General features: G+C 33.2%; 33 protein-coding genes. 10 read left to right on the plus strand and 23 right to left on the minus strand.

The genetic code is table 11. The annotated features are described in order from the left end of the window. Positions 1 to 5: 5 nt before the first annotated feature. Both AC3G7N_RS16060 and mobQ read right to left on the minus strand, forming a co-directional pair. Entirely contained in the window at positions 6 to 641 is a 636-nt protein-coding gene (locus tag AC3G7N_RS16060; RefSeq protein ID WP_489423180.1) for a hypothetical protein, read from the minus strand. 63 nt (positions 642 to 704) lie between these two features. Continuing rightward, positions 705 to 2,660: a MobQ family relaxase gene (gene mobQ, locus AC3G7N_RS16065; protein ID WP_489423181.1), complete on the minus strand. Its 1,956-nt coding sequence runs from the start codon at positions 2,658 to 2,660 to the stop codon at positions 705 to 707. Positions 2,661 to 2,897: 237 nt separating this feature from the next. Between mobQ and AC3G7N_RS16070 the strand changes: the two genes are divergently transcribed. Beyond that, complete coding sequence (locus AC3G7N_RS16070; protein WP_489423182.1) at positions 2,898 to 3,143, plus strand: hypothetical protein; 246 nt, start codon at positions 2,898 to 2,900, stop codon at positions 3,141 to 3,143. Between the two features lie 9 nt (positions 3,144 to 3,152). Further along, positions 3,153 to 3,386, plus strand: coding sequence for a hypothetical protein (locus AC3G7N_RS16075; RefSeq protein WP_489423183.1), 234 nt, complete (start codon positions 3,153 to 3,155; stop codon positions 3,384 to 3,386). A 94-nt stretch (positions 3,387 to 3,480) separates the two neighbouring features. Here AC3G7N_RS16075 and AC3G7N_RS16080 read toward each other — a convergent pair whose 3' ends face one another. The 16 genes from AC3G7N_RS16080 to AC3G7N_RS16155 form a co-directional block, all read right to left on the minus strand. Next, entirely contained in the window at positions 3,481 to 4,194 is a 714-nt protein-coding gene (locus AC3G7N_RS16080) for a hypothetical protein (protein ID WP_489423184.1), read from the minus strand. A gap of 125 nt (positions 4,195 to 4,319) precedes the next feature. Further along, positions 4,320 to 4,589, minus strand: coding sequence for a hypothetical protein (locus tag AC3G7N_RS16085; protein WP_489423185.1), 270 nt, complete (start codon positions 4,587 to 4,589; stop codon positions 4,320 to 4,322). Positions 4,590 to 4,771: 182 nt separating this feature from the next. After that, entirely contained in the window at positions 4,772 to 5,698 is a 927-nt protein-coding gene (locus tag AC3G7N_RS16090; RefSeq protein ID WP_489423186.1) for a replication initiator protein A, read from the minus strand. Positions 5,699 to 6,015: 317 nt separating this feature from the next. Next, positions 6,016 to 6,291, minus strand: a complete 276-nt coding sequence (locus AC3G7N_RS16095) for a hypothetical protein (RefSeq protein ID WP_489423187.1) — start codon at positions 6,289 to 6,291, stop codon at positions 6,016 to 6,018. After that, positions 6,275 to 7,042, minus strand: a complete 768-nt coding sequence (locus tag AC3G7N_RS16100; RefSeq protein ID WP_489423188.1) for a ParA family protein — start codon at positions 7,040 to 7,042, stop codon at positions 6,275 to 6,277. The genes AC3G7N_RS16095 and AC3G7N_RS16100 overlap by 17 nt, the downstream gene beginning before the upstream one ends. 265 nt (positions 7,043 to 7,307) lie before the next feature. Then, positions 7,308 to 7,460 carry a hypothetical protein gene (locus AC3G7N_RS16105; protein WP_489423189.1) on the minus strand — a complete coding sequence of 51 codons (153 nt, stop codon included), beginning with the start codon at positions 7,458 to 7,460 and terminating at the stop codon, positions 7,308 to 7,310. After that, a complete protein-coding gene (locus tag AC3G7N_RS16110) occupies positions 7,457 to 7,876 on the minus strand; it encodes a hypothetical protein (RefSeq protein WP_489423190.1) in 420 nt (139 codons plus the stop codon). The genes AC3G7N_RS16105 and AC3G7N_RS16110 overlap by 4 nt, the downstream gene beginning before the upstream one ends. Before the next feature lie 146 nt (positions 7,877 to 8,022). Then, entirely contained in the window at positions 8,023 to 8,349 is a 327-nt protein-coding gene (locus AC3G7N_RS16115) for a hypothetical protein (protein ID WP_489423191.1), read from the minus strand. Beyond that, a complete protein-coding gene (locus tag AC3G7N_RS16120) occupies positions 8,340 to 8,621 on the minus strand; it encodes a hypothetical protein (protein ID WP_489423192.1) in 282 nt (93 codons plus the stop codon). Before AC3G7N_RS16120 ends, AC3G7N_RS16115 begins: the two co-directional genes overlap by 10 nt. Positions 8,622 to 8,677: 56 nt before the next feature. Next, on the minus strand, positions 8,678 to 9,505 hold the full coding sequence (locus AC3G7N_RS16125) for an ArdC family protein (RefSeq protein WP_489423193.1): 828 nt from the start codon (positions 9,503 to 9,505) through the stop codon (positions 8,678 to 8,680). A 762-nt stretch (positions 9,506 to 10,267) separates the two neighbouring features. Continuing rightward, entirely contained in the window at positions 10,268 to 10,501 is a 234-nt protein-coding gene (locus AC3G7N_RS16130) for a hypothetical protein (protein WP_489423194.1), read from the minus strand. A 76-nt stretch (positions 10,502 to 10,577) separates the two neighbouring features. Continuing rightward, positions 10,578 to 11,060, minus strand: a complete 483-nt coding sequence (locus AC3G7N_RS16135) for a hypothetical protein (RefSeq protein ID WP_489423195.1) — start codon at positions 11,058 to 11,060, stop codon at positions 10,578 to 10,580. A gap of 169 nt (positions 11,061 to 11,229) precedes the next feature. Next, a complete protein-coding gene (gene radC / locus AC3G7N_RS16140) occupies positions 11,230 to 11,670 on the minus strand; it encodes a RadC family protein (protein ID WP_489423196.1) in 441 nt (146 codons plus the stop codon). A gap of 59 nt (positions 11,671 to 11,729) precedes the next feature. Then, positions 11,730 to 11,924 (minus strand): hypothetical protein, encoded by a 195-nt coding sequence (locus AC3G7N_RS16145; protein ID WP_489423197.1) that lies wholly within the window; start codon positions 11,922 to 11,924, stop codon positions 11,730 to 11,732. A 78-nt stretch (positions 11,925 to 12,002) separates the two neighbouring features. Next, positions 12,003 to 12,392 carry a DUF3846 domain-containing protein gene (locus AC3G7N_RS16150; RefSeq protein WP_489423198.1) on the minus strand — a complete coding sequence of 130 codons (390 nt, stop codon included), beginning with the start codon at positions 12,390 to 12,392 and terminating at the stop codon, positions 12,003 to 12,005. A 70-nt stretch (positions 12,393 to 12,462) separates the two neighbouring features. Then, complete coding sequence (locus tag AC3G7N_RS16155; protein ID WP_489423199.1) at positions 12,463 to 12,654, minus strand: hypothetical protein; 192 nt, start codon at positions 12,652 to 12,654, stop codon at positions 12,463 to 12,465. Between the two features lie 734 nt (positions 12,655 to 13,388). Here AC3G7N_RS16155 and AC3G7N_RS16160 point away from each other — a divergent pair. Together AC3G7N_RS16160 and AC3G7N_RS16165 are read left to right on the plus strand one after the other, a co-directional pair. Further along, positions 13,389 to 13,604, plus strand: coding sequence for a WYL domain-containing protein (locus AC3G7N_RS16160; RefSeq protein WP_489423200.1), 216 nt, complete (start codon positions 13,389 to 13,391; stop codon positions 13,602 to 13,604). Further along, the gene (locus AC3G7N_RS16165; protein ID WP_489423201.1) at positions 13,604 to 13,972 is read left to right on the plus strand and encodes a YhjD family protein; all 369 of its coding nucleotides are present in this window, start codon (positions 13,604 to 13,606) and stop codon (positions 13,970 to 13,972) included. The genes AC3G7N_RS16160 and AC3G7N_RS16165 overlap by 1 nt, the downstream gene beginning before the upstream one ends. Before the next feature lie 318 nt (positions 13,973 to 14,290). Here the strand turns inward: AC3G7N_RS16165 and AC3G7N_RS16170 are convergent, their stop codons facing one another. Beyond that, positions 14,291 to 14,524 (minus strand): hypothetical protein, encoded by a 234-nt coding sequence (locus AC3G7N_RS16170; RefSeq protein WP_489423202.1) that lies wholly within the window; start codon positions 14,522 to 14,524, stop codon positions 14,291 to 14,293. Positions 14,525 to 15,564: 1,040 nt separating this feature from the next. Here AC3G7N_RS16170 and AC3G7N_RS16175 point away from each other — a divergent pair. Beyond that, a complete protein-coding gene (locus AC3G7N_RS16175) occupies positions 15,565 to 16,686 on the plus strand; it encodes a DNA cytosine methyltransferase (RefSeq protein ID WP_489423203.1) in 1,122 nt (373 codons plus the stop codon). A gap of 259 nt (positions 16,687 to 16,945) precedes the next feature. After that, complete coding sequence (locus tag AC3G7N_RS16180) at positions 16,946 to 17,938, plus strand: PmeII family type II restriction endonuclease (RefSeq protein WP_489423204.1); 993 nt, start codon at positions 16,946 to 16,948, stop codon at positions 17,936 to 17,938. A 53-nt stretch (positions 17,939 to 17,991) separates the two neighbouring features. Here the strand turns inward: AC3G7N_RS16180 and AC3G7N_RS16185 are convergent, their stop codons facing one another. From AC3G7N_RS16185 to AC3G7N_RS16195, 3 genes are read right to left on the minus strand one after another with little or no spacing between them, the layout of a single operon-like run. After that, a complete protein-coding gene (locus tag AC3G7N_RS16185; protein ID WP_489423205.1) occupies positions 17,992 to 18,279 on the minus strand; it encodes a hypothetical protein in 288 nt (95 codons plus the stop codon). Positions 18,280 to 18,303: 24 nt separating this feature from the next. Beyond that, positions 18,304 to 18,513, minus strand: coding sequence for a hypothetical protein (locus AC3G7N_RS16190; RefSeq protein ID WP_489423206.1), 210 nt, complete (start codon positions 18,511 to 18,513; stop codon positions 18,304 to 18,306). Between the two features lie 12 nt (positions 18,514 to 18,525). After that, positions 18,526 to 19,107 carry a tyrosine-type recombinase/integrase gene (locus AC3G7N_RS16195; RefSeq protein WP_489423207.1) on the minus strand — a complete coding sequence of 194 codons (582 nt, stop codon included), beginning with the start codon at positions 19,105 to 19,107 and terminating at the stop codon, positions 18,526 to 18,528. A 253-nt stretch (positions 19,108 to 19,360) separates the two neighbouring features. Between AC3G7N_RS16195 and AC3G7N_RS16200 the strand changes: the two genes are divergently transcribed. Both AC3G7N_RS16200 and AC3G7N_RS16205 read left to right on the plus strand, forming a co-directional pair. Continuing rightward, positions 19,361 to 19,501: a hypothetical protein gene (locus AC3G7N_RS16200; RefSeq protein WP_489423208.1), complete on the plus strand. Its 141-nt coding sequence runs from the start codon at positions 19,361 to 19,363 to the stop codon at positions 19,499 to 19,501. Positions 19,502 to 20,634: 1,133 nt separating this feature from the next. Then, complete coding sequence (locus AC3G7N_RS16205) at positions 20,635 to 21,072, plus strand: hypothetical protein (protein ID WP_489423209.1); 438 nt, start codon at positions 20,635 to 20,637, stop codon at positions 21,070 to 21,072. A 129-nt stretch (positions 21,073 to 21,201) separates the two neighbouring features. Here the strand turns inward: AC3G7N_RS16205 and AC3G7N_RS16210 are convergent, their stop codons facing one another. Then, positions 21,202 to 21,447 carry a hypothetical protein gene (locus AC3G7N_RS16210; protein ID WP_489423210.1) on the minus strand — a complete coding sequence of 82 codons (246 nt, stop codon included), beginning with the start codon at positions 21,445 to 21,447 and terminating at the stop codon, positions 21,202 to 21,204. 1,160 nt (positions 21,448 to 22,607) lie between these two features. Between AC3G7N_RS16210 and AC3G7N_RS16215 the strand changes: the two genes are divergently transcribed. After that, positions 22,608 to 22,955 (plus strand): ArsR/SmtB family transcription factor, encoded by a 348-nt coding sequence (locus AC3G7N_RS16215; RefSeq protein ID WP_489423211.1) that lies wholly within the window; start codon positions 22,608 to 22,610, stop codon positions 22,953 to 22,955. A 10-nt stretch (positions 22,956 to 22,965) separates the two neighbouring features. Next, on the plus strand, positions 22,966 to 23,206 hold a 241-nt coding region (locus AC3G7N_RS16220), incomplete at its 3' end, for an ArsB/NhaD family transporter (protein WP_489423212.1).

The following is a 23,206-nucleotide window of genomic DNA, read 5'->3' on the forward strand; positions in this document are numbered from 1 at the left end:
GGTTTTTATATCCAGTTTTTAAAAAAGTTTATTAATGTGTTTTCTAAATACGCAGCCATACTTATATTATTAATAGTTGCTTGTTTTTTTAAATAACTTTTCAAAGGGGGAGAAATGCGAACACCTAATTGCGAACCCTCCTCCTTAAGAGGTGATTTTTTCGTTAACGCACTATCATTTCTATTCCACTCTATTAACAAGGCAATATTCACAAGACCAGTTATATTTATATTTGTTTGAGAAAATGCTTTTTTTAATGTTTCTTTTGTAGAATTAGATATATAAAAATTAGATAACTTTACATCACTTCGTTCTATCCTCTCAAAACCCTCCCACAACTTGTCCATCTCATGAACAGATTCTTTCAACACATACCCCAGGAAATATGCCAACGATAGGTCATAGCGAACTTGCATCGAAAAATAATCTCGCAATGGATCTGAAATAGGAATTGTAGCTTTTTCTGTTGTCACATTTTGTGATACAAATGTATCTATTCTTTGTTTTGGAACGTTTACCGGTTTATTCATCATGTAATATAAATGGATTAAGACAATCGTTCGTTGCGATACCCCGAACGCATCCCCTCTCCTTTTAAGTATGTTTTGTGTCGTTTCTCCTATAGGTATAGTTAGTCTCATTTCTTGCACCTCCTCCAAGTATTTTAAATGGTTTTCAAAATGCATGCTACTACTATAGGAGGGTTAACGACTCATTCCTTTATGTGATTGTTGGTTTTGTAATCGTCTCATTTCCTGCACTTTTTCTCGTTCCGCATAATTCGCTTGTTTTAATGTTTTTTGCACGGTACTTTCAGCTGCTTGAACCATACTAGAAAGCGAGCTGACTGGTCGGGTATTATTAAATGAAATATAGTTTTCATGTTCTTCTTCATAAGCAGAAAGTATATCTTCTAGTTTTGCTTGTGTTCCTGTGCTTAAATCTTTGGTATCTAAGCACTCTGCAATAAAGAAATGTTGGATGGATGCACTTCCTGATAAAATATCTGCAAACCGTGTTTCTGTATCAAGTTCAGGCGTTTTACGTTCGTTTTGATAATCATGCAGCAAGTCAATGATTTGTTCTTTTTCATCTGTCGTAAACCGGAATAAATCAACCTGATCGTGATTACCAGTTAACGAAACAGGTTTCTTAAAGTACTCACTAAATCCAACGGCTAGTTCCTTTTCGTTAATAGTCATATGTTTTCCAACATCTTTTCCATACAGCTTTTCAAGTTGTTCTTCATAATGTTTCCCCAGGAACGTTAAAGCATGCCCTGTTGCTTGTTTCATTTTAAACGTCTTTTCAATTTCATTTTGTAAACCTATCTCTAAGCGATTGAATGTTTCCGGTTTATTAAAATCAACTCGGTGCACTCGCACAAGTTGATCAAAATGATTGGTAAGAGAATCATTCTGTTCTGCAATGCTGTTATAAGAATAATGTCTGTTCTGGATAAGCTTTGATAATTCATGATTTACTTCTTCCTGTTCCCCTTCAAGTAAAATCCCCTTCGCTTGATCAACTTCAAATATGGTATTTACTGATACCGCTATATCCACCATATATTTCTTAGAAAATGCACTATATTGTTCTGCTTCGATGGATGGATAATGTTTTTCGATAAAGCGATTAGCTTCTTTTGTTAAAATGTCATCCATTGTATGTAATTTTTCTTTTATGCCATTGATATTTTGAAGTGATTTTTCCTTTTCCTTTGGATTATCACTTTTCGTAATGGTTGAATATTGCCACCGTTCAAGCATTTTTTCTTTTTCATTAATATTTCGGAATGTCACAAACATTTTTAGGCTTTTAGCTGCTTTTGAAATCTCTTTCTTTTCAGCTGGTGAAAAGCTTCTTGCAATCGATTCTGTCTTTTCCATTCGCTGTTTTTCTTGTTTGAATTGGTTTAAACTTTTCACCTTTTGATTGTAGGTTTTTATTTCCTTATTCATCGAAATACGATCTGATCTATCTCCCATTTTTCTAGCTGTCTGCCCTTCATGAATAGTAGGCGCTTCTTGTTTATTTAGGTCTTTATGGGATAGATGGGAAATACGTTGTTCAAAACCATTTCGTTCCAATGAATCGTTTGCATAATCTGCCCAATCTTTTCTCCATTTCGTAAATGTGTCTCGATCTGCCCAGTTGTTTTTATTAATCCGTTTTTCCTTACCATTTTCTAATTTTACTTTTGACGCTTTAGCATCCCATTCTCCATTTTCTTTAAAACCCCTGGTTGTTAACATCACATGAAAATGTGGGTTATTTACATCATCGCGGTGAATGGATACATCCGTAACCATCCCATCGTTAACAAAAGTGTCTCGGCAAAAACGTTTTGTTAATTCATTTTGTTCTTTGTTTGATAATTCAACAGGTAATGCAATATTCACTTCTCTGCATAATTGGGAGTTTTTTTGTTTCTCAATCTTTTCTACTTCATTCCACAATCGCTCACGATCATTAGCCCAATCCGGCGCATTTTTAGGAGTTAAAATAAATGATTCAGGTTGAACTAATCGTTTGTAATCATTTGTTTTGTTGTATCGTTCACTATATAACTTCTCTCCACTTCTATATGCAGCTGCTGCGGTTACTGATTGTCCTTTCCCTCTGGAAATCATTTGACCTGAAAAATGATAGATTGCCATGATTGAACCTCCTTTCTTTAGATGAACATGAGCGAAGCGAATTTTTCCGCAAAATCATTTGAAGGCGACAGCCTTCTTGAACGACAAGTTCAACGCAATATGGCGCACCGTTTCTAAACGGTGCATAAGTGCGCCCTTCGTTCCCTTAAACTTGGGAACTATTATATCATTAATTGGGAAACTTTACAATTGTAGGAATGTTATGCCATAATAAAAGGAAATAAAAACCAAGAAGGGATGAAAGATTTGATGGTAAATAAAATTAAGACAAAGCAAGAACAAATCGCAGAACTTCAAAAGCAGATCAAAGAGGAAAAAACTAAAGTGGAAACGAAAATTGGCAAACAATTTTTAAAAACATTTCAATTAAATTATGAAGATGAAAAAGAAGCATTGGAATTGATTAAATCATTATATGAAAAACAGCAGAGTAAGAATGAAAATGATAAATATAATGCCGAGCCTATGTCTAGCAATGTATAGGGTGATTAGATGAGTAAAATTGATCGTATCCAATCAAAAATCAATAACCTGGAATTAGAAATTAATCGTGACAATTTCAAAGAAAGAAAACAACGAACAAGAAGACTGATTCAAAAAGGCGGTTTACTGGAAAAGTATTTTGATTGTGATCATTTATCCGTCGAAGATACAGAGGAACTATTAAAGATTTTTTCTAACTATGTAAATGCAAACAAACCTGAAAAACTAAAAAAAGAACTCTAATTATTTGTTAGATTTCTTTTTTTAGTTTTTATTTTCAATGTTTATACAACTAACGCACCAGTTTGTTGTATAAACATTTTTGTGTTTTCACCTTTCACTTATTTTTGTTTGCTTTTTTTGTTTTTAATTTTTCTACAAACGCATCGAGTTCTTTTTTATTGTTTGTTTTAAATACAATTCCTTTATCATCCGTAATGATATATGTTGGCTCATTTTCATATAACCCTAACAGTTCTTTCTTATTTTTAACACCACCGAGAATATGCGTCATTAATACTTTTTGAAAATGGAAATTTTCATTGGAACCCATATAGGCTTCATGTACTCCTTTTTCATTCGGTGTTAGATTGTAAATGTAAAGCCCATAGTATCCTTCATCCACTGTCATTTCCGCAACAATTTCCTTTTTTGTATAAGGTACAACTGTTACCTTCTCTGTCTTATAGGTGGGGAGTTTTCCGTGGTTTTCAAAAAAAACATCAGTAGTAACTAATTCTTTTTCGTAGTTTCCTTGAATTTCAATGGTTACTTTTTGTCCTTGTTTCAAATCTTCAAAGGAGTCGACTTCACCCTTTATGTTCGTTTGTTTGTTTATCTGAACGAGGAATGCTTCGATGAATTTGTCATCCTCACCATAATCCATTCTTTGTGTTTGTTTTTCCGTTAATGTATCACCTACATAAACAACAAATGTTTTTTCCTCATTACTAATGTCAAATATTTTTCCTTCGATTGAAACTGTCTCGTTGTTTGCACATCCTGTTAACAACAAAACTGTAACCATAATAAACCCAACATAAACCTTCATAAAATCCTCCAAATAAAATTCCATTCTCTTTTGTTCTTAAACAATCCTGCTCCTTTACTTCAATAAGAAAGAACTATTCTCCTTCTTGAAGAATAGCCCCGTTACTTTAATAATAATATTTAAGTTTATTTCTCTTTTATAAAATAAAACCCTTGTCCATTTTCTTGGGGTACAAATCCTGATAAAGCTGATGAATCCTCTACTCTATTTTGTTCTTCTGCTGTTATAACTGTTTTAAAGTCTTTAGCTTCAATAACCTTATTTTCACGTACTTCTTGTTCCTCTACTGTTACAACTCTAGTTTTATCTCCATCGCTAACATCAACTTGTCCTTTTGCTAATACATCTGTAAATCCAATCGATAGTGCAAGAACTCCTATAAAACCATAAATCAATAATAAAACCTTCTTCTACATTACTGCTGCGTTATTTTATACGCCTGAAAGTTATTTAAAGGGCGTATAAATGGTTATCTTTGGTTTTGATAGCCATTTACTCTATTAATATAGTAATAGCTGTTTAAACCCTATTATCTTGCTAATTAGGTGTATTGATAGACTATTTTTAAAAAACCATCTTAATTATGAGCATTTTGTATATCTTCCATCGCTTGATTTTCTTCATTATTCTGCCTTTTATAATGTAGGGTCCATTGCACCCAGGTTGTGATGAGACCTTCCATATTATCAATAGGTCTACTAACTTCTGTATACATTTTCTTTATTGTTTTGGTATATTCGATATCATTTAAATAATAAATATCTTCCCTTGTGCAATTTGGTTTTATGTAATTGGTATAAGTGTTGTAAAAGTATTCAATTTCAATTAGATCAAATGTATGGTCATTGACCAAAACCTTACCCTTATCCGAAAAGAACTTTTTAAGCGACATTGGTATTTTCATTTCCCAAATATATTTATTTGTTTGGTTTAGGTTTAGATCACTAGAATCAGTATCACTAGAATCAGTATCACTAGAATCAGTATCATTACCGTCTTGTTTTGGGATTTCTAGTTGTCCGTATTTAGGATTTCTAGACGTCTTATTATGAGATTTCTTGAAATCCTGTTTTGGGACTTCTCTACTCTCAGATGGGGTTTCATTATTATTTTCTTCGTTTTTAATTTTATAAATATCACTTTCTGTGACGTTTGGCTTTTTAAGATACAATTTATTTGGTTTACCTTGTCCTAACCTTGTTTGTTCAAAAAGTTCATTTCCAATTAGTTCTTGTTTTATTTTTTGTAGCTTTGTATTTCCTACATTTAAAATTTGTTTTAAGTTTTCGTTAGTATATATAAAATAAATATTTCCATTTTGATCATACCAGCCATTCTTTACAGAAAGTGTAAATCTATCTCGTAAGATCGCCCAAGCAATTTTAGAATCATTACTCATTTTTATGTAATTTTCGTTTGTGAAAAAAACCTTTGGTAGTTGATAGTGTTTTAATCTGTACTCCTCGTAAATATTGTAGTAATTATTTACGTTTTCACTCTCCATAATAAAAAACCTCCGTTTTTTCCCATACCTTGCTTGAAATTTAGTAAGGAAAAACAGAGGTTTGTATCTTTACTTTTATATATATAGTTGATATAATTTGTTCAACGTAATATCTTTAATAAAGATTCTCTGTTTATTCCTTTTGGTCGAGGCAGCAGGGAATTTTTCATGTCTATTTTTAATTATCAAAATATTATTTTTAAACTATTTAAATTCTATCAGTTTGCTTATAATTTGACAACTTTTGCTAATATATTCACGCTTCTGTATTGCTGTTAAACTGTAATTATGTAAATACAGTTATACATAATTACAGTTTAATTTTCTTCTTTATCCATATATTCATTGAGTGCCTTTTCTACTACTTCTAGCATAGAACAATCATGCATTACCGCAAATACACCTAACCTTTTATGGAGATCTGCATTTAATTCAAATGTGGCTTTTTTTATTTTTCTTATAGATGCAGAATCCTGTATACCTGTATTTACAGTTTGTTTTTCCTGGTCTATCATTTGATTTATTACATCCGAATTGCCTTTTTTTTCAGGTGCTTTATTTGGGTTCCTTGAGTATTTATCTTTTAATGACACGATTTAACAACTCCTCTATAAAATCGTTGTGAATGGTAGTGGCTTGTTTGATCTCTGGATTATCATAAAAACCATATACAGATAATCTACCAATTGCTGCTCTCCGTGCAATAACAGTTTCAAATACTAAATCAGCATATTCCTCGTTAATCAGCTCTAATAATTCTTTACTATCGGTACGTCTTGCATCTGATAATGTAGCTAAAATACCAGCGATTTTTAAATGCGGATTTCCATTTTTTCTAGCACCTTCTATGGATTCCATAAAACGAGGGATCGCATTAAAACTAAATTTTGCTGTTTCAAACATAATAACTACATAATCACTAGCTATCAATGCGTTGACAGTTTGTATGCTTAAATTCGGAGGTGTATCAATTAAGATGAAATCATACTCATCTTTAGCTGATTCAATAGCATTTTTAAGTAAGAAAGATTTTGTTATCGGTCCTTTATAATCTGCAATTAAAACTAAATAATCATCAGCAGCAACATAATGTAACTTATCAGAAGCCACTTTAATATAAGGATTTATACTTCCAGCTTCCATCGCTTCCTTAACTGTATCTTGATAAAATGGTTCAAGATCATCAAATCCACTCACTAATTGTGTTAAATTACCTTGACTATCCATATCAATTGCTAATACTTTATATCCCATCTCACTTAAAAGAAACGCACTAAGTCCACAAGTGGTTGTTTTTCCGACTCCGCCTTTTTGTAACGAATATGTAATGATAGTTGCAGTCATTTTTAAACCTCCCTTTAAATTTTAAATACATGAAGATGTAAATGCAGTAATACAAATATACAGCAATACAGGTCAATTGACTAATTATTAATTTTAAGCTTTTCCATTAGGTATCAGTGAAACTTCCTGTTTAACAAATTTATTACTTGTCATTTAAACCTTCCCCTCAAGAGTAAAATACATAAAACTGCAAATACAGGTTTATGTAAAAGTGTGTTACTGGTATTACAGGAATAAGGGGTGGATGCAAGTCCACCTTAAAAAGTCACTTGTTTCTATTCTCTTTATAAAATTCCCATGCTTCCTCGATAAGTTCACGCATTTCTTTGCCTTCAGTTGCAGCAGTCACTTTAATATCGTAATGAACGTTTGGCGCAACTTTAATTTGTTTGTTTGGTTGCGCTTTTTTTTCTGTCATGATGATCTAACCGCCTTTTTCATTTTCATTGTCTTCTTTTGAGATTGTTCAATTCGATCTAAATACATGGCTAAAAAATTCTCGGTAACTTTATGAGGGAAATAACCAATACGATCTTTTATGATATTTTCGATTACCCACATTTTACGAGTAGCTTCCTCATAATCGCTATATGACTTTATTTGAATTTCCTCCACATTACCGCCTGCGGCTTCTGCTTTATGACCTAAGATTCGTAATTTATAAATGTCTGAACGGAAGTTCCTGACGTGACGTAATAAACAAAGTAATTCAATCGTTTCCAGCTGAAGCAATTCAGAAGTATTTTTAAAAATACCACTTTGTTCAGGGAAAAACGCTATTGCATTTGATAAGCGTTTCCCGTCATGCAATATATAGCGTTCTGTAAGTTTCATTCTACAAAAAGAACAATAGGATTGATTAACTTCCGAGCTGCAATAGGCGCATGTCTTCATTAATTTTCACCTCAAATTTATTTATTACAGGAATGCTTTCTTTTATTTTTTTCTTAAGTGAATTATATCAGCATACAGGTTACTGGTCAACAAGTAACCTGTATGCTTTTTAATAATATCTGAAATAACTCTTTACTGGTAAGGGGAAAGGAAAAACTTCTATCTACTATAATTTTCCCTTTTCCTGAAATCGCATGAAAACTATAGTTTCCATGACCAAAACCATATGTCCTGAAAGCTTTATCAAATTCATTATAGGTTTTTTGTTTCTCATTTGATTCCAAATACTGCTTTATTATTTTTCGTTGTCCTGATGACTGATATATACTTTGAACGGTATATAGCTTTGATTCATGTTTCGTTTTTTCCTCATCACTCATGAACGCTGTTTCAGAAAATAAATCTAATTGCATGATGTTCCACCTTTCAATTCTTTTAAGTCCATGCATAATTCAAAAATAATATAGATTTCTAGTTCCTTTTTTTCAAATGGTGGTAAAAGCTCCAGTTCTTCAAACTGACCTATTTCTACTACTTTTTGTTCCACTAATAAGTTATAATCTGATTCGCTTATAATGATTTTTCTTTCTTTTATTGAGCTTGGTGCTAATCTTTCAATTAAAAGATCCTCGTTTTCTTCAAGAGAAAAATAACCGTTGCTAATTAAAACATTGACTAGTTTCACTTCGTATCCATCCTTTCTGTTATGTCCCCCTGCATGGATCATGCAGGGGATTTATTTTATTGAAATTCAATTGCTAGAATATGGTCACTTGCTTTCTGTGCCTTTTGTGAAGCACTTACAATTAATTTTTTGTCATTTTTCAAAGCTCTAAGCCATGATTGAATATAGCTTGCTGAATTATCAATCGTTGTATTTTCTATTCCAGTCACTCCGCATAACATGGAAGCTCCAAGCTCTGCGATTAATTCTTCCTTACTATAATTTTCACTACCAAATTTTATTGTTCCTGTTATGCCTTTTCTGTTTAATCGTTTTTTGTGTCCTGTACTGTGTACCATTTCATGAAAAAGAGTACTATAATACTTGTTTACGTCCTCAAAATCTTTAAGCGGTGGTACGTTTACTATGTCCTCGAACGGTCTATACCAAGCACCGCCACTTTCAAAACTGAAAGATGGAGCATTAAAATAGTCACGTTTTACTTTTTCAGCTTCTTCTATAGGGTTATGGTCAAATTTTTCTGTCTTTCGTTTTGGGTAGATTCCTTCAACTTGTGTACCAACCTCAAACACTCGATAATACCGTAATAATGGGATTTTCTTTTCCTTTTCTGTATGTTCATCTTCTACATCAAGCATCTTCCAAAAAACAACGATTTGTGATTTTTCACCCTTTTTAACCGTTCCCCCTGCTTCTGTTATCTGCTTGAATGTTGCGTACTCACCGCCACTTTCTAAAAGCAAAGCATTAATCCCTCTGTATGCCTTTTGTGTTTTCCAGTTAACCGCTAAACCATTTTTGAATGGTTGTCTCCAAGGTACTGTTCCTTTTTCTAGCTTTTTGATTATTTGATTTGTAATCATTTCATAGACTTTTTTACTCATAGTCTTTTCTCTCCTTTAAATTTTATTTTTTCGTTTGCTGGAGAAACGAAGTCTGTTCCCGAAAAGGGAAGGATTTTTTCCTTTTTGCATGGAGAAACTCACAACTCAATGAAAAAATCGTCAATAAGTCATGAAATACCGGAATGCTTTAGCAGTTATGAGGATATGTCGTGAAAGTTTATTGACGTTTTTTTCCAACTTGTTAGCTTCTAGCAGGAAAGGTTCGGGTGTCCTACCTGCTAGAAGGTTACAAGTTATTGATGTTGTATGGTTCGGAAGCAAAAAGAAAAAATCCGTAAAATAAAAAAGAAGGCGAAATTGCCTTCTTTCCGAGTTGATCTCTTATTCTTTTAAATTTTGTTATCGTGGGAGCGTTAAGAAACAAGTCAGGAACTTATAAAGTGTTGATTTATAGCTAACTACACGATTTTTGTAGTTGGCCATAAATTTACAGTTTATAGTTATCGGCTGTTTTAGGTCACAGCGAGATACAGCAGTATGTTAGATGGCGTATTTTGCTATCTTACGTACTGGTAGTAGACCTTTGTGGTAACCCAGAGCATGTTTGTTTTATGTATTTAAATGTTTGGTTTTATTCAAAAATAAGTCCGGATCCAGATCCCATATCCTGGATAAATCTTATAAAAAAGACGAACGTTATTCGTTCCTGGTTAATTGGCCAATGACGAAAACACGAATCATATTTTTCTTAAGAAAAAAGCCGCCTTAAGGCGACTTGGGGTTATTAAATATGCAGTTTTGTTAAAGGTCTATTTCATTTGTATCAAAATCAATCATGCTAACATCAACTTGCAACCGTTGAGCAATACGTTTCTTTAAATCCCTATCAACGTCTACTAAAGCACCTTCAATATTAGACTTTTCGAGTAATTTCTCAATACGTTCTTTTTCAGATACGTCCTTTATGTTTACGGAAACCTCCGAAATCATAAAATAATCATCTTCATAAGAATGGTCAAGAAGAATTTCAATCATGTTAAAACCCCTTTATCTTTATTGTAACATCAAAATGTTGGTGCTCCTCCTTAATTCATTTCATACAAAGCCTTCCTTACTTATATTTTTGCAAGTATTCTTCACAAACAGAACGCTCCCAGTATTTAGCGCCACCAATAACTAAGGTAGGGTCAGGTATAGTGCCACGTTTCATATACGTGTTTAATTTAGAACGAGTGAATGTTAGTCCATTCTCTTTTAAGTAATCAGCAAATTGACTTTGATTTAAATAAGAAGATTTCTCTGTTACCAAGGATGTAGTTGGATTTTTAACTAAATAAGTATCCTCTTTAAAGAATAAATCAATGACTTGTAAGGAAAATTCTAACCATTCATCTTCTAACGTCTTATAGATCGATTCTAAATTAAAGTTTTGCTTATCCGGACTTTCGAAGAACCAGGCTAATTTCAAAAAGGTTTGTTCCATATCCGTTAACATTGCTAATGTTTCATCTGATAAATTAGCACTTTTGTTATCTGTTAGATATTGCTCTAGATTTGGAAAATAAGTAAAAATTTCAGTTGTAGCACGTTTCATGCATGATCACCCTTTTTTTATGTTGTGAACAATGTTAACATATTTTCGGGTAATTGTATACATTGTACACATGTGTTTTATTGTTTTTCTCATTTTTGACAACGTAAGTAGGCAAAAATGAGCTATCTAAAACAAAAATAAATAAGAGGGTAGAACACCCCCTTATTGCTTACACGTACCCTTTTTCTTTCAAACTAACATGTTTACTGACACCGACTATTAAATGATCCAATAATTCAATACCAATCATCTTTCCAGCTTCAAGTAATCGTTTGGTAACGTGAATATCCTCTTGCGAAGGAGCTGGATCACCTGATGGATGTTGGTGTGCCACAATGATGGAAGCACTATTATTTAGGATAGCACTTTTAAAGACATCTCTTGGGTGGACTATACTTGCGTTAAGTGAACCAACATGTGCTCGATGAACAGCAATAACATAGTTTTTTGTATTCAAACACATAACAAGGAATACTTCCCGATCATCATCATCGATAAATTGTCTTGCTATATCTACCCCGTCCTCTGGTGAACGGATAACACCAACATTATTAATTTTCGTTTCTTTTATAACCTGTTTAATTTTTACTACTTCATATATTGTTTCCATAATTAATTCCTCCTAAATTATAATGTAAAAAAGGGAAGGAATAACCTCCCCAATATTGATTAACAATAAGCTTCGTCTAAAAGATTTAAATCGTATTTAAGCTCTCGTTCAACTTCTTCAATACGGAAAACATCATAAAATCCTTGATATTTACCATTCACATAAAGATTAACGACCTCACATCCAAAAGCGTCTTTTCCTTCAATTAATTTAATCGTTAGTCCATCTATCATAAATTTAACTTTCTTTCTCATGGAAAAGCACTCCTTTTAAAATATTTGATTATAAAAAGGAAGAACCACTCGTTAATAGTGGTTCTTCCTTCAAGTGATTTAGTGCGCTGTAACACCAATCACTTTCATTTTTAAATTTTGTAAGAGGTTTAAGCATTTTCCTGTTTCAAGTGACGTTATTTCATCTCCTTCATCAGTATGTTGATTCCCTGCAAAAATGAGCGTTCCTGCAAGCTGTAGGTTATGACCGTATGCTGTTTGAACATCTAGGACTGCATTACCAGGTTTCAGCAGGCCTTCATCATCAACAAGAACGCAAACATCATCACTTAATTTGACAAAGTCAACTGTGTTGCAATCAATTATTTTTCTATAATCAGCTAAGTTATACGCTAGATCATTTTCAAGCTCGATAACGTCAGTTTCAAATTGCAGAAGTTCTAAATTAAATCCAATTTTTAATACTCGAATTGTTTTTGTTTTTTCCATGATAAAATCCTCCAAATATGATAAAATTGTTAGAAATAGAAAAGGGGAAGCGTCACCTTCCCCTTGTTGGTTAAATCATCATGCTAAGTTGATAAATGATGTATTCAGCAAACCAACGAAACACGAGAAAAACAGAGAACAGTCCGTATGCTAGAAGCAATAGCGTACGGACTGTTTCATTTTCGAATAGGTCATAGAACTGTAAGAGAACCACACACCCACCGATTATTAAAACTACTGTAACTAACAAAGATAAAATCATTCAGATCACCTCACTTTCTTTTCTTTGTCGTCCCCAAAACAATGTTAGCGAAAACGTAGTGGGAAGGGTCGGCTTGCGAAGTAGCCGACTTGCAAGAAAAACATAGTGCCGAATATCAGTTATCAAGCCTTTCCTTCCCACAAATCAGGCACGTAGGAAAACGAGTGAAACCCAATGACTTAGCAGGATTTGAAAGCGTGTTTTGCTTTCTTAGTCCTGCTTAGCCTACTTGGTTTTGCCGATTTCCATTGTCTTTTCGCACGCCCTTCCGCAAGTTATGAGCTAAGCATTATACTAAAGAGACACAAAGAAGAAGATACAAAATGCATCCACTACAAAACGCATAAGAGACAGCTTGTTCTTTTTTGAGGGTTCGATACCCGATGAAAAAGAATGAAAAGCAATATTGAGTTTTGCTACACTCAACGATTTTTGTTGAGTGCTGCTAAACGAAAATGAAGCGAACTATTTTAGTAATCTTCTGAAATAGTCGGTTTGTGAGGGTTCAATGCCCGAAACAAAGCGCATAAACTAAGAAAACAAGGAGTGAAACGACGGGTACGAACGAGGTGAGACGGAGTAAACGACAAGATTTACGACTGGAAGGAGGAAATTATCCTTAAATACAGGTATTTGTAAAAATGTAATTACAGTAATACAGGCTTATTTGTTTTGTCTATTACATATGCGTCGTGTTACAATAGAACAAATGTTCCTGTTAAGGGGTGGTTTACATGAAAAATATCCTTATACGATCAATCGAACGAAAAGAAAAAATCTTAATGATTTATTTAGATAAAAATAATCAACTATCACAACGGGTAATACGTGTGATGAAAAAGAGTGATGATATCGTGATAGCCTATTGTTATACAAAAAGAACTATCCGCGCATTTAAACTGGATAATATACTTTCAGTAGGTAAATTACGTGGTCGGGTTGGTGCATGATGGAAAAACTTATACGAGATTTTATTGTGTTGCCATTAGCTTTAAAAGTTTTTAGGAGAGATCAAGAAGAATTTAAGGTTTTTAAGGTAGGCAATGTTTATTTAGATAAACTAGACGCTGTAATTAATCAACTGCAACAAGATTTAATTCATGTGAAACATCAGCTAATTACGGTATATCATATTGATGTGAAATATTTAGGTAAAGAAAAAGGTATTATCAAATACATTTGTAAGAAAAACAATGAACCAGGGATTGTTGAATTTACTTCTGCAGAATTGAAAGAATTGACTGGTGAAACAATGAAGGAATATTTATATGGAAATAGTGCAGGTAACTTTGAACATAAAGAACGAATGTGGAATTGAGTCCTGTATTGAGTTTTTTTGTATTACTGTCATTATTGGAGATATTCTAAAATTGTCATTCTACGCATAAATAGGGAAATAGAAAGGGCATGATTCGATTCGAAAGAAGGAAAATAGTTAAACTGTAATTATGTAAATACAGGTATACGTATTTACAGTGAAGGCATGAAGAAGAATGTTTTTGCATAGAATACATTGATTAATAGAGAAAACGCCCAGAAAATCTATTCTAGGCGTTTTTTCAGTAGATTTTTTGGTTATAATGGCTCTTATCGATTGATTTATGTCATATCAATTCATTTTGCATTATAATAATAATTACATAGGTTTGTTTGGGTGGCTAATGTTAGTGGCATTATCCATCCATTTTTTTATTTTTGTGGTTAGGTAAATCATTATAGCCGTATTAATGATTAAAAGAATAATTACATACCACATTACATTGAGGCTAAGTAATTTGTCTCCCAGCAACCCTAATTGATTTGCGAACATAGTACAAACGAATGTAAGCAATACAGGTATAGTCCATAAAAGGATTTCTCTGTTTTTCATCCTGGTTCCTCCTCTCTAAAACCTTCTTGTGTTGTCTTATATCACCCCCTATATGTCTTATATCAAAATTACATTGATAAAATACAGGCACACCTATTAAACTTCTTATACTATATAATGTATGCTGTTTTGGATTTTTTTAAACGCTAACCCTTATATATATTATTCAAACAATCTATCACTATAAACATAAAATTCAATAGATTTAGGGTTAACATACCTACTATATGCTTAAAGGTTTTTATATATAACAAAACCTTTAATTTTTTTCATGATTTAATTGTAATGTATTTTAGAAGAGTTGTTCTGCTTAAATCCTGCCATAATCCTGCCATTTCTCTGCCATAATGACCCAAATCTCCATTTGAATAGGTATGCCAGAACCATAAAAGGGATCTAAAACTGACAAGGTGGGAAAGCCATAAGAACATTTTTCATCATTTCCACCCCCTATTATAAATAAAGAGAAAACCTCAAAATTTACTCCTTCCTAATTATAAACCCGATATTAAAAAAGGTCCAAGCTATTGCAGGAAATATTGGATTGAAAATGACATTTTTTATATTATTTTTCCTACAGAATAGCTGTTTTATTGGTGATTTAAATTAAAAAACCGCATGACACGGGGGATCACCATTGTTACCCAAAAACAGAACCACCAACACCATGAAAACCTCCACCACCACTAAAAATACTTACCCATTCATTCCAAATGTTACAAATAAACTTGTTTACTTTTGGAAAAAAATCCTATTAAATTTGGCATATTTAGGCAAGAAAAACCGCCACACCACCACAAAAAGACAAGCACCTACAGAATATTTTCTTATAAATCGTTGGTGTGACTGCGTTCCAGACAGACACTAGCACAAGGAACAGACGTGGTTTATTAGTATGACCTTTTTGATCAATGCGCAATTTAGCAGCCATAGGATCTAATAGCCAAAAAGTGTAAAAGATTCTGGAAAAATTAAATACTGGACCTGTCCTTACGATAATGATATACTTGTCCTACTTAATAGTTTAACGGGGTGTAATTATGGCAACTGCTATATCTTTTTTTACGGGTGCGGGAGGCCTAGACCAGGGACTTCATAAGTCTGGTTTTGATATAAGGTTATCTGTAGAAATTGAAAAGGTATATTGTGAGACATTAAAAACTAATTATCCGGACTGGAATGTGGTTCGTGGTGATATTATGGAATTTAATAAAAGTAAGATATATGAGGAAGCTAACTTAAATATTGATGAAGATATTGACTTAATTGTGGGAGGAAGTCCCTGCCAATCCTTCAGTACAGCGGGAAAACGCATGGCTTTTTCAGATCCAAGAGGACAAGCTATGATTCAGTTTGCTAGTTTGGTTGCTGAAACTAAACCAAAAGCTTTTTTATTGGAGAATGTAAAAGGGTTGTTATCGGCTGCATTGAAACATAGACCAATAAACCAAAGGGGAGAAGGTTTCCCACCACTAGAACAAGATGAATTACCTGGAAGTGCATTAAAGTATTTATTATCACATTTCAAGGACTATAACGTGGAATGTGATGTGTTAAATGCAGCCGAATTTGGAGTTCCACAAAAACGTGAACGTGTATTTATAGTGGGGGTGAGGAAGGATTTAAACAAAAATTTCGTATTCCCACAACCTACCCATAGTAAGAATCCAGGAGAAAATAATTTAAAACCATGGGTTCCGGTATCTAAGATAATTACCGATCTAAAGGGAGAAAAACATCATCATACTAATTACTCTGAGGAACGATTAAAGTATATGAAAATGATTCCTTCCGGTGGTGGTAATTGGAGAGACCTAAAGCCATATGGTGATGATTTAGTAAGAAAAGCCATGGGCGGCGCATATGAATCAGGAGGCGGAAAAGTAGGATTCTATAGACGAATCAATATTAACCGACCAGCACCTACGCTTTTAACGTCACCAGCACAAAAAAGTACGAATATAGGCCACCCTTTCGAGGATCGGCCATTAAGCATAGAGGAATATTTGGCAATACAAGAGTTCCCAAAAGGCTATGAAGTTGCTGGAACGTTAACACAGCAATATACTCAGATAGGTAATGCTGTACCAATTAGGTTAGCTGAAAAGCTGGGAGAATCGATCCTTGCTACTATAAGCGAAAAGGCAAAAGTAAAAGTATAGGTTGAACCCTATACTCAGCTTGTTGGGAAACCCCCTTTTTCAAAAATCATCATCGAGAAAGAGGGGATTTCTATATTCGGATCACCATATATATTCAAACAAATATTTTAAAAACACAATATGTTGTATCGGAATAAAAAGATAAGGGCTGCCGAGACTTTCTCGACAGCCTGAGTATAGGTTGAACCCTATACTTTTTTTATTTGCCTAACTATGGAATAATCATTTTAAAACTAAGTTATCTATAGGGGAGAATAATATGGAAGATCTAAGCAAGATTGTAGGGGACCTGTTAGACGATTTTTATAGAAGAAGGATTGAAAAAATCAGTACATTAAAACTAAAAGATACTTTGAAACGGAAAAACCCTTATTTATATAAAGCTATTGGAATGGAGAAGGCCTCCGATATAGTTGATGAAATATTAGCAGCTTATATGTCTAGTAGTGACGAAGGTATTTTTGGGGACGCTTTTTTTGAACCCTTAGCTGAAAAAGTTGGAAACGGTTATGTAGGAAATACAGAAGGTGTAGACGTTGTTGTGGAAGATGATCACACTTATAAAGCCTTTGCCGTTAAGAGTGGAACTAACGTGTTCAATGCAGATAGCAGAAACAAGCAGGCTGATAATTTTAATTCATTAAGAAAAAGAGTAGCAAAAAGGAAACAATTTTTTGACGCTATTGTTGGATATGGTTACGGTAAGAAACAAACTGAAATTAACAAAAAAGGTTTTAGAGAACTAGCTGGACAATCGTTCTGGGAAGAACTGACTGATGACACTGATTTTTATTTAAAAATTATTGACGCAATGGAAGATAAAGCACAAAATCATCTTGTGGAGTACAATAAGGCCTATGATGCTGCCGGAAACAGATTTGCTATGGAATTTATGAATGATTTTTGTAACTCAGACGGTACAATAAACTGGGAAAAGTTAGTTAAATTCAATAGTGGTAGGCCATGTGACAAGCTAGATGTAAGTCCTAAATCTAAAACGTTAGATATAGGCGGGGAACTTCAATTAAATATTTTAGCTATCTTCTCAGATGGGGGACAAATGGATATGACACAATCAACAGAAGTCGAATATCAAGTTAAATCAGGTGGAGACGTAGTGGACGTTGATGAAAACGGAATTATTAGTATAAAAGAAAATGCAAATCCAGGAAGTGAATCTAAGATCATTGTATCTTGTTTTGATAAATCCAGAACGGTAACAATCAAAGTAAAAAAATCACGGAAAAAGTGACTTGAGAATACAAAAAAGGTAGCTGAATAACGGCTGCCTTTTCTATTTATCTGTTATTTAATTAGGCTTGATTCCAATTCTGTTATGACTTCTTTTATAGCCTTCAATACTCGTTCTTTTTTTACTGGGTCTGCTAAAGGAATAACATTACCTTGTAGCAAGTATTTGTAATCTAATTCACTTGAAACATAGCAAGAAAAAGTAATAATAGGTATGGAAACTATGTACCTATCAGTTTCAGTATCGGTATTACTATCTTTTGTTATGTACATCATAGTTACCAAACCGTCTTGTAAAGCCTCGGAAATATCCATTTCCATTGTTTTTAGCATATTATCCATACCGTTTTCCCCCTTATGGAGACCTTAGAGATCCCTACTATTACTTATTTTACGATATAAAGCTATTATTTTACTATTTTTATTTTCCCATTCCGTATTTTTAAGCATAGGTATCTTATATTCCTTTTCCAACTCAGTCATTAAATCACCTAGCTTTATCCCTTTTTCATGGCTTGTTAGATCCTCAGAATGGATTATATCCTCATAGCGTTGGTTGTATTTTGTTAATGTCATTGTAAAAACCCCTTATAGTACGAAGTCTTTTAGACTATCGTTTATTTCATCTTGTGTAATACCTATATACGTCTTAGTTATTTGTGGATGGGAATGGTTTAATATTTCTTGTAATGTGGCCACGTCCTTAGTTTGTTTATAGTACCAATAACCGAACGTTTTCCGCATGGTGTGAGTTCCTATACCGTCCTCTATATCCACCATTCCAGCAGCTTTATTAAGTTGTCTGTAGGCTTGTATTCTACTTATAGCCTTATCCCCTTTACGGCTAGGAAATAACCATTCAGACCCCTCTATAGTGCTTATATAACTATTTAAATCCTCATAGATGTTATTTATATTTATTTCCCGATTCTTTTTCGTTTTGCCTTCTTTTATGACTAGAATCTTTTTCCCTTTTAGATCCTTTGCTTTTAGTTTCAATAAGTCGGTAACACGTAACCCCGTATTGATCCCCATTAAAAACATTATGTAATCACGATTAGTACACCATTTTTTTAATGACCATTTCATATCCTCAATCTTATCCAATGACCTAATAGGTTGAACGTCCTTAATTTCATCTTTTTTGCTTATCCCTTTTGGTGCAGCCATTCATTTTCCTCTTTTCTCTAACATAGTAAAATCAATGTTTTGAATGTAACATTTTTTAACCTAAGATTAGAATAAACGGGTTTTTAGGATAAGTCCAGTCTTTTTAACGAAACGAATGTAACTTTTTATGCATTTTGTTACATTGGAAAAAATAAGCAAATTTAGAGTAAAAAAATTACATTTATGACCTAAATGAATAATTACTCTGATATAATGTGAACTAGTCCAAGGTTGGCCACAAAATAAATTAGAAATGAGTGGTCAAATGGAAATTGCAAAAAAGGTTAAGGAATACTTAGGAGAACGACAGGAAGGATTAAAAGGAGTACTAGAATGGCTAGTGCTAGTAGCCGAACTAATACTCCTTTTCTTGGAGTTTCACCTATTGATGTAACCAATCTCTGTGTCGCACGCTGCTAAAGCCAATGGATTGTAAGAAGTAGTGATTAGAAGGTGGCCATGGTTGTATCCTCATCAGATACTCGGACACTTAAACAGGCCTTCAAAACCATATCTCACCCACCTTCTATATCTCTATTATGAGTTTAGACGGGAAATGTTATTTATAAACAAAAAAAGACCTCGGGTCATCACTCCCAAAGTCTTTTTTTATTGTGGTCAAACTTATTTTGCTTATCTCTGTGCTTCTGTTTTTTGTTTCTAAGAAATCAAGATCTCACCCTTAAAAATCTTAGAAAACGTTCCCCTATCACTTCATTTTTCCCATGAAATCACTAAATTGATCTAGCTACTAATAGATGTGTTTTGCTTCCGCTTTTAATTTAATAATAAACAGATCCAACTTTTTTTGAACATCAAGTCGCAATCAAGTAATTATCAACTCCAACTAAATAAGTTCTATAGTCGATAATTTTTTAGTGATAGGGTTGCCATTATAGTATCAAAATGTCAGTTAACATTACAAGCCTTTTTATTTTAATTTGTTTTAATTTACTTTATTTTGTCCCGTTTATCTAGGACATATTAAAGCTTATTAAAACCAATTAAAAAACAACCCCTATACTGCTATCACATATCAAGAGATATGATAGCAAGGAAACAGAACGGACGAACAAGGGATAAGTCGCTATCACATACCACCTATCACACCAATTAAAATAGATCCCACCATATAACCGATAAGATACATACAGATCCACCATGTAAGGGGAACGAACAACCAACCGTGTCACCTAGCACCATACGTCCATAGGGAACGATACACGGTACTGGGACAGACAAGGAATAGGGAAAGTAAAGGAAGGGATAAACACCACGACAAAACCACCTAATGGACGTATAGAGTGCAGCAGCGAGTGCTTCCGTTACAGGTATTTTTACCTGACAGAACAAGGGTACGGGGTAGGAGAGGGCCTCTATATATACCCCTAACTACCGTTTGGATTAAATTTGCACCATTTTTTCTACTTTTCCGGTGGAAATATAAGGATAATGAATTTTAAAAATGTATTAACTTTCACTTTTAAGAAAAGCTAACCGACAAACAAATTAAATGAGGTGATTTTAATGAAAAAGAAGTTTTTTATGATAGCTATTGTAACTATGTTTATGTTTTCAAGTGGTGTAATTGTTAATGCTAAAGAGGATTTTAAGTTGGATAATTATTTCACAACAGAGGACATTCTATTGGCTATTATTGAACCAAAATTAAATAAGATTGTAAAAGATCAGTACGGAAAAGAAATGACTGTTAATCCCGTTAAAGTGCATGATATTTCTCTCATACAAAAAGGTATAGCTGAGAAGGGTAAAGAAATTGAAGGTTGGTTTCAAGTAGAAATGGCTATTATGGTTGGTGAACAAAAACCAGACGATAATTTTAAAATGGATGGCATAATTTTAAAAATAGATGCACCAAATATAGGTGGAAGTGCACCTCACTTGGTTAATGATGATATTAAGGGTGTTCAAGTTGAATTAGTTAAGTATTATAAACATAAATAATGTGTTTGGCAGGTTATAGATCCTTTTGGTGGAAGGGGTGGACCAGGAATCCACCTTTTTTCCTGCAGCCGTTTTTGAAATAAAAATTTTTGTAGCATTTTTTATGTAACTGGAATCAGTTAGATTGTTTTAATCCTTATAATGATCAATAAGTTCGTTATACTCCACCTTTTCTAAGCTGTTATGAATAATTTCCGATACATACCCTTCACTATTATATTGAAGGTCATTCATTATTTTTTCTTCAATTTTTTCGCTTACTAATGATATAAGTTCCAGTTTATCTTTTATCCCTGCCTCATTCAAAATGATGTCTATGTCGTTACCGAACCATTTAGAGATTAAAGTAGTTTCAAGGTTTGTAAATTTTTTCATTTCATTACCCCTTTTTTAATACGAATTTTTCCAATCACCTTAAATAATTCTATCTAATAATGATTCATTTTAAAAGCCAAATTTTATTGTTTGTGTAAAATAGAGATTAGGATTGAAGCAATCACTACTTAACATAGGGGAGATAAATTTGGAGAAGAAAATATACTGCAACGTATGTAGTCAACCATTTAAAGATGATGATAGCGTGTTCCTAGATAAATTTAACACGGTGACACATCAAGGGTGCTATAGCTTAGAAACCAATTTATCTATAAAGGATCTGGGAACATTCCATAGTATCTTGCAAAAGTATCCTTTTTTCAGTGATCTGATTAAGTAAAACTTATTTCCAGCAAACACGTTTTAAAAATAAAATTTTTTTGTGAAAAGTTTCATATACTTGAATAGGGACAATAGGGACTAAAAAAAGGACCAAGCTATAATTAACCTGGTCCCTGCTTAATCCCTACCTTTTTTAGGTGATAACTAACCGATCCAGGTTGAACGTCCAGCCGTCTAGCATGGAGGAAATTATTAAAAAATAACTATGCACTGGATATATCTTTCTACGTAAAAGGAAAGAAAGGAAGGTACATCTATATAAAGTTTCTGCACAAAAAGATTTTAATAATTTTTTACAAAATGCAGTAGAAACCTATAATAGCGCGGGTTTTACAGTGAAGTATAAAACCTAATAATAATTTTGATTTACCTATTATAAGTAGAGGTACTTCAATTTTTGAAGCACCTCTTTTATTTATGAAAACAACAAGGCTGAATGCACAAATCGGATATATGTTTTTATTATATTTCTATCAGTTCTAACTAAGGTGTACCCAAAATGAACAAAGAGCTGAATTGTTCCATGACAGTATTGATTATGTTTTATAATTTGTTAGTTCCTAATTTAATGAAAGCTTAAGATTTCTAAATGCTTTAGTATAATACTTGAGTGAAAAATGTGATAGTTAAGTAAAAAGGCTACCATATGGTCTTCCGCAAACAGGCGAGTTTATTGGAAATCACATCCTCTAAACAAAATGAGAGTAGGTCATTATAATAAGTTTTCTTAGTCGCGGAAGTAGAGGAGAAAATAATAGAGTTATTTTTATTGCAAATATAAGTATATGCTAATATACTAATTATGCGAGGTGATGTTCATGGAAAAAACGATAATTGAATTAGAAAATGCTGCCCAAACGTTAAAGCTACTTGGTGATAAAACACGCTTAACGATTATGGGTTTAGTAAAAGATGGTGAATGTTGTGTATGTGAGTTTGTTGAGGTTCTACAAATGAGTCAGCCAGCAATTAGCCAACATTTAAGAAAACTTCGGGATGCCGGTATTGTTAAGGAGCAACGGAGAGGGCAATGGATTTTTTACTCATTAAATACTTCTCATGCGACATATCCGATTATTCAACAGGTATTAGAGCAGATACCTGATCAAAAAGATAAATTACGTGCACTGGAGGATGCTGGATTACGTATCCAGTGCGATTTGTAGGAGGATTCATTTGAATTTAGCGATTATAGCAACCATTATTTTTATACTTACACTTGTATTAGTGATATGGCAGCCAAAAAACTTAGGAATCGGCTGGTCTGCATGTGGGGGAGCAATCTTAGCGTTAATTTTCGGCGTTGTTGACTTCCAAGATGTGTTAGCCGTAACGGATATTGTTTGGAACGCCACATTAGCTTTTGTAGCGATTATTATTATTTCCCTTATTCTTGATGAGATTGGCTTTTTTGAAT

The sequence above is a fragment of the Virgibacillus carmonensis genome (genome assembly GCF_057836705.1).